The sequence below is a fragment of the Cupriavidus sp. 05T313 genome (assembly GCF_056396665.1).
This window is the reverse complement of sequence record NZ_JBFTLX010000071.1, coordinates 17,930-28,541: the sequence shown is the minus strand read 5'-3', so window position 1 is coordinate 28,541 and position 10,612 is coordinate 17,930. Positions and strand designations below refer to the sequence as shown.

Genomic DNA, 10,612 nt, shown 5'->3' with positions numbered 1-10,612 from the left:
GCCTTGACGTTGGCGGGCAGGCCGCGCAGGGCCTTGAGCTTGGCCTTGTAGGCGGTGAGTTCGGCGCGGGTGGGGAGCTTGCCGTGCACCAGCAGGTGGGCGATCTCTTCGAACTCGCAGGTCTCGGCGATGTCGATGATGTCGTAGCCACGGTAGTGCAGGTCGTTGCCGGTACGGCCGACCGTGCATAGCGCTGTATTGCCGGCGGTCACGCCCGACAGGGCGACGGATTTCTTCGGCTTAGGGGTGTTCTGCGGGACTGGCTGCTGCTCTGACATCGTGTCTCCTGTCTGGCCTCTCACCCGCGCCTGGCCCGGGCTGGACCCTGTGTCATAGGGTGGTCATTGCCTGGGCGCACCGCGCAAATGCCGCGCGATGCCACGCCCCAGGCAGCGTTCATGCAAAAAAGCGGTCCAGCACATTGCCCGGCAGGCCGGCGCCGGTGGCATGCGCACGCTGCAGCAGCGACCAGTAATAGCGGTAGCTGGCGCGGTCGTGCAACTGGCCCTGGTGGCGGATCGGCGCCCAGTTGTTCTCGTAGGCGGCCATCAGTATCTCGCTGGCCGCGCCGATCTCCGCGCCGCCAGGGCGGAAGGCCGCCACGATCGGCTGGATCTGGCTGGGGTGGATGCTCCACTTGCGCAGGTAGCCGAACTCGGCACGCGCCCGTATCGCATCGTCTCCAGCGCGCGCGGGCTGCTCGATATCGGTGCTGACATTGTGCGACGGCACTTTGCCATGACGATGGCAGGCTGCCGAGATCTCGAGCATGGCACGCCGGATCAGCGGGTGCTCGAACTGCTGCGGCGAGCGCATGGCTTCGCCCGGAATGGCACCGTGGTGCGCCGAGACGAAATCCATCAAGCCGAAGCTGAGGCATTCCACCTGCACCAGCCGGGCGATATCGAAAGCCTGCTCCAGCGCGGCGTGCGTCTCTATCAGCACATGAATGGGGATGTGGCGCGCAATGCCGGCCGCGCGCGCGGCCTGGTTGACGTGGTCGGTGACGCGGGCGACCTCCACCACGTCGGTTACCTTGGGCACGACCACATAGGCCAGGCGGGCGCCGGCACTGCCGACCAGGATGTCGATGTCCTGGCGCCAGCTGGCATGGGCAGGGTCGTGTACGCGAACGCCCACGCGGTTGAAGCGGTTCAGCGGGCCGTTGATGAGGCGAGCGCACAATTCGGCGTGATCGCGCTCCAGGCCCACGGCGGCGCCGTCTTCGCAGTCGAAAGTGATGGGAAGGGCGGGGCGCCAGAATGAAAAAACCGGAGCCCGCGCCGATTCGTGAATCGTTGCGGGGCTCCGGCTTAGTCATTGGCGGTGCCTGGATCAGCCGAGCAGATGCTGCACGCCGGCACGCTCTTCTTCCAGTTCCTTGAGCGTGATGTTGATCTTTTCCCGGCTGTAGGCGTCGACTTCAAGGCCCTTGACCATTTCATACTTGCCGTTGGCGGTGGTCACCGGGAAGCCGAACATGGTGTCCTCGGGGATGCCGTAGGAACCGTCGGACGGGATGCCCATGGTGACCCACTTGCCGTTCGAGCCCAGGACCCAGTCATGCACGTGGTCGATGGCGGCGTTGGCGGCCGAAGCTGCCGACGACAGGCCACGCGCCTCGATGATGGCGGCGCCGCGCTTGCCGACGGTCGGGAGGAACACGTCATTGTTCCAGGCGTGGTCGTTGATCAGGTCCTTGACGCTCTGGCCGTCGACGGTCGCGTAGCGGTAGTCGGCGTACATGGTCGGGCTGTGGTTGCCCCAGACGAACATCTTCTCGATCGACGCGACAGGCTTGCCGGTCTTGGCGGCGATTTGCGACAGGGCACGATTGTGATCCAGGCGCAGCATGGCGGTGAAGTTCTCCTTGGGCAGGCTCGGAGCCGACTTCATCGCGATATAGGCGTTGGTATTGGCCGGGTTGCCGACCACCAGCACCTTGATGTCGCGGGCGGCGACTTCGTCCAGTGCCTTACCCTGCACCGTGAAGATCTGGGCGTTGGCTTCGAGCAGGTCCTTGCGCTCCATGCCCTTGCTGCGCGGACGGGCACCGACCAGCAGCGCGACGTTGGCATCCTTGAACGCGACCTTGGGATCGTCGGTGATCACCACGCCGGCCAGCAGCGGGAATGCGCAATCTTCCAGTTCCATCACCACGCCCTTGACGGCGGCCTGGGCTTGCGGGAGGTCGAGCAGTTGGAGGATGACCGGCTGGTCTTTGCCGAGCATGTCGCCATTGGCAATGCGGAACAGCAGGGAGTAGCCGATCTGGCCAGCGGCGCCGGTGACTGCGACGCGCATTGGGGCTTTAGCCATGAGTAATTCTCCAAACAAGAAGAGGGGGAAACTGGTCGGTGGCGAGCCGGACGGGGGTCCGGACGTCACCGGGTGCGGATTTGTCGCCACGGCGGCAGGCGGCAATCCACCGGCGCGCTGCTAACGATGCCGACTGGAGAGAGCCACAACGGGTCATGGGGTGCGACAAAGCGTAAGTCTACTGCGAAGAGGGGTGCCGTATCCAGAGTGGATGCCAGCGTGAAACCTGCGGGAGTGTAGGCCGGCTCAATTGTGTTGTCAATTCATATGTCTTATATAAGACATAAGACATTTGATGTCGGGCTGGACGCCCTTTGCCATTTTGTGGTGAAATTCGGTTATGTCATCCCTGCCCCCGTCCCTCGCCGGCACTGCCGTTGCTGCAGTGCAGGATAACGGCGCCGCTGCGCCCGGCGCCGGGACGCAGCCGTCCGCGGCCGCCGCGGCCTCGCCTACGTTCAGCCCGCTCTATCAGCAGATCAAGGCGCTCATCACGCAGAGCCTGCAGTCCGGCGAATGGAAGCCAGGCGAAATGATCCCCAGCGAGATGGACCTTGCCGCGCGCTACAAGGTCAGCCAGGGCACCGTGCGCAAGGCGATCGACGAACTCGCGGCCGAGAACCTGGTCGCGCGCCGGCAGGGCAAGGGCACCTTTGTCACGACGCACCACGAGGATGGCGTGAAGTTCCGCTTCCTGCGCCTGGTGCCGGACGAGGGCGAGCCGCATTATGGCGCAAGCCAGGTGCTGGAGTGCAAGCGCCTGCGCGCGCCGGCCGAAATCGCACGCCTGCTGGAGATCCGCACCGGCGATAGCGTGGTGCAGATCCGCCGCGTGCTGTTTTTCTCCGGCGAAGCCACGGTGCTGGACGAAATCTGGCTGCTGGGTACCAACTTCAAGGGCCTGACCGCCGAAAAGCTGACCGAATGGAAGGGGCCGATGTATGCGCTGTTCGAGGCCGAATTCGGCACGCGCATGATCCGGGCCACCGAGAAAATCCGCGCCGTGGCGGCAGATAGCGCCACCGCCACCCTGCTGTCCGTCGATGCGGGGACGCCGCTTTTGTCCGTCGAGCGGGTCTCGTTCACCTATGGCGACCGGCCCGTCGAGGTCCGGCGGGGGCTGTACGTCACTACCCGGCACTATTATCAGAACGATTTGAGCTGAGCTGCCGTGTGGAAATGCGGGTGGATTATTGCCGACGCCGCCACGGCGGACCCCGCCGTTGCGCAAAGCGGGGGAGATTACCGGGCGGCGTGGTTGCGTTCGATTGTCGGGCACGCCATGTTGGTGCGCGATAGCTGAAAATTATTGGTGCGCCGCGCAACAAAGGCGCTAAAATTATCGGGATTTGCTCCGGCTGCATCCATTTGCATCCAGAGCGCTCAGTAGTTTTGTTTTTTGTTTACCGCAAAATGGGGTCTCGCATGGCTGAAGCCAAACAAGCCAGGCCGGAGTTCCGGAACATCCATGTGACGCAGCTGGCGCGTTACAGGTTGCCCTGGGCCGGCAAGGTGTCCATCCTGCATCGCGCAAGCGGTGCTCTGATGTTCCTCCTCCTTCCTTTCGTCCTGTATCTCTTCGAGCAGAGCGTCACTTCCGAACTGAGTTTCGCAAAGTTCTCGGCGCTGCTGTCCGGTGGCTTCGTCAAGCTGGTTCTGCTGGCCCTGATCTGGGGTTACCTGCACCACTTCTGCGCTGGCATCCGTTTCCTGCTGCTCGACGTGCACGTCGGTGTGACCAAGGCCGCTTCGGCCAAGTCCGCTGTCTCCGTGCTGATCATCAGCCTGTTGCTCACCGCGGTGTTCGGCCTGAAGCTGTTCGGCCTGTTCTGAGGAGAGAGTCAACGTGGCAAATAATAATATCGGTCCCAAGCGTCTGGTCGTCGGTGCGCACTACGGTCTGAAAGACTGGCTCGCGCAGCGCGTCACCGCTGTCATCATGGTGGTCTTCACCGTCGTGCTGGCAGTCGCCTTCCTGCTCTCGAACGGCGCTTCCTACGAAGCGTGGGCAGGTCTCTTCGCCAACCAATGGATGAAGATCATCACGTTCCTCACCATCCTGTCGCTGCTGTTTCACGCCTGGATTGGCGTGCGCGACATCTGGATGGACTATGTGAAGCCGATGGCCGTGCGCCTCGTGCTGCAAGTTCTTACGATTCTGTGGCTCGTCGGTTGCGCGGGCTACGCAGCTCAGATTCTCTGGAGGGTGTAATAAATGGTCGCAGTCAAGACAGGATTGCCGCGTCGTCGCTTTGACGTGGTCATCGTCGGGGCGGGCGGCGCCGGGATGCGCGCATCCCTCCAGCTCGCAGAGGCCGGCCTGAACGTGGCCGTGCTTTCCAAGGTTTTCCCGACCCGCTCGCACACCGTGGCGGCGCAGGGCGGCATCGGCGCCTCGCTCGGCAACATGAGCGAGGACAACTGGCACTATCACTTCTACGACACCATCAAGGGTTCCGATTGGCTGGGCGACCAGGACGCGATCGAATTCATGTGCCGTGAAGCGCCCAAGGTGGTCTACGAGCTCGAACACTTCGGCATGCCGTTCGACCGCAACCCCGACGGCACCATCTACCAGCGTCCGTTTGGCGGCCACACGTCCAACTACGGCGAGAAGCCGGTCCAGCGCGCTTGCGCCGCGGCCGACCGTACCGGCCACGCACTGCTGCATACGCTGTACCAGCGTAATGTGCGCGCCAAGACGCACTTCTTCGTCGAATGGATGGCGCTGGACCTGATCCGCGACGCCGACGGCGACGTGCTGGGCGTGACCGCGCTGGAAATGGAAACCGGCGAAGTCTACATCCTCGAAGCCAAGACCACGCTGTTCGCCACCGGCGGCGCCGGCCGGATCTATGCCGCTTCGACCAACGCCTTCATCAACACCGGTGACGGCCTGGGCATGGCAGCGCGCGCAGGCGTGCCGCTGGAGGACATGGAGTTCTGGCAGTTCCACCCGACCGGCGTGGCCGGCGCGGGCGTGCTGATCACCGAAGGCGTGCGCGGCGAAGGCGGTATCCTGCGCAACAAGGACGGCGAGCGCTTCATGGAGCGCTATGCGCCGACGCTGAAGGACCTGGCGCCGCGCGACTTCGTCTCGCGCTCGATGGACCAGGAAATCAAGGAAGGCCGCGGCTGCGGCCCGAACGGCGACTACGTGCTGCTGGACCTGACGCACGTTGGCGCGGACACCATCATGAAGCGCCTGCCGTCGATCCGCGAGATCGGCGTCAAGTTCGCCAACGTGGACGCGATCAAGGAACCGATCCCGGTGGTGCCGACCATCCATTACCAGATGGGCGGTATCCCGACGAATATCAATGGCCAGGTGGTGGCGCCGAAGAACGGCAATCCCAACGAGGTCATCAACGGTTTCTACGCGATCGGCGAATGCTCCTGCGTGTCGGTGCACGGCGCCAACCGCCTGGGCACCAACTCGCTGCTGGACCTGGTGGTGTTCGGCCGCGCGGCCGGCAACCATATCGCGGCGACGGCGATCAAGCAGAAAGAGCACAAGCCGCTGCCGGCCGATGCCGCCGACCGCGCCATGTCGCGCCTGGCCAAGCTGCAATCGTCGACCTCGGGTGAATACACCCAGGACGTGGCCAACGACATCCGCAAGAACATGCAGTCGCATGCGGGCGTGTTCCGTACGCAGAAGCTGATGGATGAGGGCGTCGAGCGCATCCTGGAAGTGACCGAGCGTGCCAACAACATTCACCTGAAGGACAAGTCCAAGGTCTTCAACACCGCACTGGTGGAAGCCCTGGAAGTGGCCAACCTGGTGGAAGTGGCGAAGGCCACCATGATCTCGGCGGCTGCCCGCAAGGAATCCCGCGGTGCGCACGCGCACAGCGATTTCCCGAATCGCGACGACGAGAGCTGGCTCAAGCACACCCTGTTCTACAGCGAAGGCAACCGCCTCGAATACAAGCCGGTGAAGATGAACCCGCTGACGGTGGAAAGCGTTCCGCCCAAGGCCCGGACCTTCTAAGCACCGCCGTAGACGACCCACAGGACCCACAGAAATGAAGCGTATTTTCGAAGTCTACCGCTACGATCCGGACAAGGATGCTGCGCCCCGCATGCAGACTTACGAGGTCGAGCTTGACGGTCATGAGCGCATGTTGCTGGACGCGCTGGTCAAGCTGAAGAAGCTGGACGAAACCATCTCGTTCCGCCGTTCCTGCCGCGAAGGCGTGTGTGGTTCGGACGCGATGAACATCAACGGCAAGAACGGTCTGGCCTGCCTGACCAATATGCGCGAGCTGCCGGACCGCATCGTATTGCGTCCGCTGCCCGGCCTGCCGGTGGTGCGCGACCTGATCGTCGACATGACGCAGTTCTTCAAGCAGTACAACTCGATCAAGCCGTACCTCATCAACGACGAGCCGCCGCCCGAGAAAGAGCGCCTGYAGTCGCCCGAGGAACGCGACGAGCTGGATGGCCTGTATGAGTGCATCCTGTGCGCAAGCTGCTCGACGTCGTGCCCGTCGTTCTGGTGGAACCCGGACAAGTTCGTCGGCCCGGCCGGCCTGCTGCAAGCCTATCGCTTTATCGCGGACAGCCGCGACCAGGCGACCAGCGAGCGTCTGGACGACCTGAACGACCCGTACCGCCTGTTCCGTTGCCACAGCATCATGAACTGCGTCGACGTTTGCCCGAAGGGACTGAACCCGACCAAGGCCATCGGCAAGATCAAGGAGCTGATGGTTCGCCGCTCGGTCTGATCCGCGCGGTGGATGTAAGCGGCGCGTCAGTCCGGGCTATCAAACTGCATACCCGACCGGCGCGCCGGAAGTAGGTACCTATGACCGAAAGTGTTTCCCCCAGTTTCTCCCACCAGGCCGATCCGCACCGGCGTGCGCGACTGCGCTGGCGCGCGCGGCGCGGCCTCCTGGAGAACGACATCATCGTCGAACGTTTTTTCAACCGTTACGAAGAAAGCCTATCCGACCAGGACGTGGCCGCGCTCTCCGAGCTGTTCGAGCTGAGCGACAACGAGTTGATGGACCTGCTGCTTGCCCGCAAGGAGCTGGACGGTGRGCTCGACACGCCCCCGATGCAGCACGTGATTGCCCTGCTGCGTTCGGTCTGAGTTTCGTCAACATTATTAGTCAGCATTAGAAGGAACCGACATGACGCCGTCCGATGTGAAAGCCACGCTATCGTTTTCCGATGGTTCCCCCAGCGTTGAGCTGCCGATTTATACGGGTACCGTTGGCCCCGACGTAATCGATATTCGCAAGCTGTACGGACAAACCGGCAAGTTCACCTATGACCCCGGTTTCATGTCGACGGCTTCGTGCAATTCGAAGATCACCTATATCGACGGCGACAAGGGCGAACTGCTGTACCGCGGCTACCCGATCGAGCAGCTGGCGACCAAGTGCGACCACCTGGAAACCTGCTACCTGCTGCTCAAGGGCGAACTGCCCAACGCCAAGCAGAAGGAAGAATTCGTCGGTGCCGTGATGAACCACACCATGGTTCACGAGCAGATGCAGTTTTTCCTGCGCGGCTTCCGCCGCGATGCCCACCCGATGGCCGTCCTGACGGGCCTGGTGGGTGCCATGAGCGCGTTCTACCACGACGCCATGGACATCGATGATCCGCACCAGCGCGAAATCTCCGCGATCCGCCTGATCGCCAAGATGCCGACCCTGGTCGCCATGGCCTACAAGTACAACATCGGCCAGCCGTACATCTATCCGCAGAACGACCTGTCCTACTCGGGCAACTTCATGCAGATGATGTTCTCCACGCCGTGCGCTCCGTACAAGGTGAACCCGGTGCTCGAGCGCGCGCTGGACCGCATCTTCATCCTGCACGCGGACCACGAGCAGAACGCATCCACCTCCACGGTGCGCCTGGCCGGCTCCTCGGGTACCAACCCGTTCGCCGCCATCGCCGCCGGCGTGGCTTGCCTGTGGGGCCCGGCCCACGGTGGCGCCAACGAAGCCGCCCTCAAGATGCTTGAGGAAATCGGCAGCGTCGACAACATCACGGAGTTCATCAAGCAGGTCAAGGACAAGAACTCGGGCGTCCGCCTGATGGGCTTTGGCCACCGCGTGTACAAGAACTACGACCCGCGTGCCAAGCTGATGCGCGAAACCTGCTATGAAGTGCTGAACGAACTGGGCCTGCACAACGACCCGCTGTTCAAGCTCGCCATGGAACTGGAAAAGATCGCGCTGGAAGACGAGTACTTCGTCAGCCGCAAGCTGTACCCGAACGTCGACTTCTACTCGGGCATCGTGCAGCGCGCGCTGGGCATCCCGACGTCGCTGTTCACCTGCATCYTCGCCCTGGCACGCACGCCGGGCTGGATCTCGCAGTGGGAAGAAATGATCACCGATCCGGAGTACAAGATCGGCCGTCCGCGCCAGCTGTTCAACGGTGCGGCAAGCCGCAACGTGCCGGATATCGGCACGCGTTGAGCTTTTCGCCCAAGGGCAGGGGGCCATGCCGAAGTAGGGTGTGGATAACCTGGTCCCCGTGAGCAGCGCAGCAATACCAAACGCCCCGGCCATGCCGGGGCGTTTGTCATTCAGGCCAGGCAGCCCTTGTGCGTCGCAAAAGAATGATTGCCGAAAAGGTGGCGAAAACGTCAATTTTCGATGATTTGTGCCGAAAATCTGCTAATTGCGTCCTCATTTGTTGTGCAAATATGCCATCCGGCGCGGAGTTTGACCCTATAATGCGGGCTGCTTTGCCGACAGCAGCCGGGCCACCCTTCCGGACTGCGTTGAGGCGAGCGGGGCAGGCGAATCACCTGCGCAATAGAGAACGCATTAACGTTGTCTTTCCGAACCAAGGTCCTCTCCGCTGTATCCGGGAGGGCTGGCACATGCCGGGCCCCGCACACGCTTTATGTCTTGCAGGCCCGTCTTCCGCGTCTCGGGCGTCTTCCAGGTTGTAGCTCGCGGGTGTTGTTCGATTGCGCAGGTCATGCCGCCTCAGTCCATGACCAATACATATCGAGGAGCTCCTGATGACGCTGTCCCGTCTTACGTCCATCTCCCTGGCCACGGCCCTGTGCGCTTTCGGCGCCACCGCCAACGCGGAGACCATCAAGATTGCCATTGCCGGCCCCATGAGCGGCTCGGTTGCCCAGTACGGCGACATGGTCAAGGCTGGCGCGCTGACTGCCATCGAGCAGATCAATGCCGCCGGCGGCGCGGGCGGCAACAAGTTCGAAGTGGTGCTGATGGACGACGCCTGCGAACCCAAGCAAGCCGTGGCGGTTGCCAACAAGATCGTCAGCCAGAAGATCCACTACGTAATCGGGCACGTGTGCTCGGGCTCGACCATCCCCGCCTCCGACATCTACGAGAACGAAGGCGTCGTGATGGTCACCCCGTCGGCCACCGCGCCGCAGCTGACCGAAAACAAGAAGCGCAAGTTCATCTTCCGCACCATCGGCCGTGACGACCAGCAAGGCCCGGCCGCTGCCCAGTACATCATCACCAAGGTCAAGCCCAAGAAGGTTGCGATCCTGCACGACAAGCAGTCGTACGGTCAGGGCATCGCGTCCTCGGTGAAGAAGGACCTGGAAGCCGCCAAGATCCCGGTCGCCGTGTTCGAAGGCGTGAATGCCGGCGATTCGGACTACTCCGCCGTGATCACCAAGCTCAAGTCGCAAGGCGTGGACTTCGTCTACTTCGGCGGCTACCACCCGGAAATGGGCCTGCTGATGCGCCAGGCGCGCGAGCAGGGCGTCAAGGCGACCTTCATGGGTCCTGAAGGCGTGGGCAACAAGGACGTGACCGCCATTGCCGGCGCGTCGTCCGAAGGCATGCTGGTGACGTTGCCGGCCGACTTCTCCGCCGATCCGTCCAATGCCGCGCTGGTCAAGGCYTTCGCCGACAARAAGCGCGATGCCAACGGCCCGTTCCAGATGCCGGCCTATGCCGCGGTCCAGATCATCGGCGACGCCATCGCCGGCGCCAAGAGCACSGACCCGRCCAAGGTCGCGGCCTACATGCACAAGAACGCCTTCCAGACCCCGATCGGCAAGGTCGAGTACGACGCGCAGGGCGACCTGAAGTCGTTCAGGTTCGTTGTGTTCACCTGGCACAAGGACGCTACCAAGACCGCTGCCAACTAAGCCGCACATCGGCTTGATACGCCCCGCTCATGGTTTGAGCGGGGCGTTTTGGTATCGGGGTCCGGTTGCCCGGCCGGTGCGGCTTATCCGCCGCAGCCGGTGCCTGGGCAACTCCGGCATCACGGAGCTTGCCAGGCGCTTGCGCATCTCCTGCAGCGCCGGCTTCTCCTGCTTCAAAGTTAT

The 10,612-nt window shown here is 62.9% G+C and carries 11 protein-coding genes; 8 read left to right on the top strand and 3 right to left on the bottom strand.

Translation table 11 applies throughout. The annotated features are described in order from the left end of the window. From AC1DKD_RS17365 to AC1DKD_RS17355, 3 genes are all read right to left on the bottom strand, one after another. A partial coding sequence (locus AC1DKD_RS17365) for a citrate/2-methylcitrate synthase (RefSeq protein WP_441635729.1) occupies positions 1 to 278 on the bottom strand: 278 nt, incomplete at its 3' end. A gap of 118 nt (positions 279 to 396) precedes the next feature. Beyond that, positions 397 to 1,296: an HpcH/HpaI aldolase/citrate lyase family protein gene (locus AC1DKD_RS17360; protein ID WP_477143512.1), complete on the bottom strand. Its 900-nt coding sequence runs from the start codon at positions 1,294 to 1,296 to the stop codon at positions 397 to 399. Positions 1,297 to 1,335: 39 nt separating this feature from the next. Then, a complete protein-coding gene (locus AC1DKD_RS17355; RefSeq protein ID WP_276290632.1) occupies positions 1,336 to 2,319 on the bottom strand; it encodes a malate dehydrogenase in 984 nt (327 codons plus the stop codon). Positions 2,320 to 2,659: 340 nt separating this feature from the next. Here AC1DKD_RS17355 and AC1DKD_RS17350 point away from each other — a divergent pair, with 340 nt between their 5' ends. From AC1DKD_RS17350 to AC1DKD_RS17315, 8 genes are all read left to right on the top strand, one after another. Then, positions 2,660 to 3,484, top strand: a complete 825-nt coding sequence (locus tag AC1DKD_RS17350) for a GntR family transcriptional regulator (RefSeq protein ID WP_477102346.1) — start codon at positions 2,660 to 2,662, stop codon at positions 3,482 to 3,484. Between the two features lie 260 nt (positions 3,485 to 3,744). Further along, complete coding sequence (gene sdhC, locus AC1DKD_RS17345) at positions 3,745 to 4,152, top strand: succinate dehydrogenase, cytochrome b556 subunit (RefSeq protein WP_045242017.1); 408 nt, start codon at positions 3,745 to 3,747, stop codon at positions 4,150 to 4,152. Positions 4,153 to 4,165: 13 nt separating this feature from the next. After that, a complete protein-coding gene (gene sdhD, locus AC1DKD_RS17340; protein ID WP_006161623.1) occupies positions 4,166 to 4,531 on the top strand; it encodes a succinate dehydrogenase, hydrophobic membrane anchor protein in 366 nt (121 codons plus the stop codon). Between the two features lie 3 nt (positions 4,532 to 4,534). Beyond that, positions 4,535 to 6,313, top strand: coding sequence for a succinate dehydrogenase flavoprotein subunit (sdhA, locus tag AC1DKD_RS17335; RefSeq protein WP_045242018.1), 1,779 nt, complete (start codon positions 4,535 to 4,537; stop codon positions 6,311 to 6,313). 34 nt (positions 6,314 to 6,347) lie between these two features. Further along, positions 6,348 to 7,049 carry a succinate dehydrogenase iron-sulfur subunit gene (locus AC1DKD_RS17330; RefSeq protein WP_477143511.1) on the top strand — a complete coding sequence of 234 codons (702 nt, stop codon included), beginning with the start codon at positions 6,348 to 6,350 and terminating at the stop codon, positions 7,047 to 7,049. Between the two features lie 80 nt (positions 7,050 to 7,129). Continuing rightward, a complete protein-coding gene (locus AC1DKD_RS17325; protein ID WP_477143510.1) occupies positions 7,130 to 7,417 on the top strand; it encodes an FAD assembly factor SdhE in 288 nt (95 codons plus the stop codon). 40 nt (positions 7,418 to 7,457) lie between these two features. Further along, a complete protein-coding gene (gene gltA, locus AC1DKD_RS17320) occupies positions 7,458 to 8,759 on the top strand; it encodes a citrate synthase (RefSeq protein WP_477143509.1) in 1,302 nt (433 codons plus the stop codon). A gap of 554 nt (positions 8,760 to 9,313) precedes the next feature. Beyond that, complete coding sequence (locus AC1DKD_RS17315) at positions 9,314 to 10,429, top strand: branched-chain amino acid ABC transporter substrate-binding protein (protein WP_477143508.1); 1,116 nt, start codon at positions 9,314 to 9,316, stop codon at positions 10,427 to 10,429. Positions 10,430 to 10,612: the final 183 nt, after the last annotated feature.

Excerpts from the sequence above, each read along its gene's own strand:
- AC1DKD_RS17355 (WP_276290632.1), bottom strand. The coding sequence starts at position 2,319 with ATGGCTAAAGCCCCAATGCGCGTCGCAGTCACCGGCGCCGCTGGCCAG.
- AC1DKD_RS17350 (WP_477102346.1), top strand. The coding sequence starts at position 2,660 with ATGTCATCCCTGCCCCCGTCCCTCGCCGGCACTGCCGTTGCTGCAGTG.
- sdhC (WP_045242017.1), top strand. The coding sequence starts at position 3,745 with ATGGCTGAAGCCAAACAAGCCAGGCCGGAGTTCCGGAACATCCATGTG.
- sdhA (WP_045242018.1), top strand. The coding sequence starts at position 4,535 with ATGGTCGCAGTCAAGACAGGATTGCCGCGTCGTCGCTTTGACGTGGTC.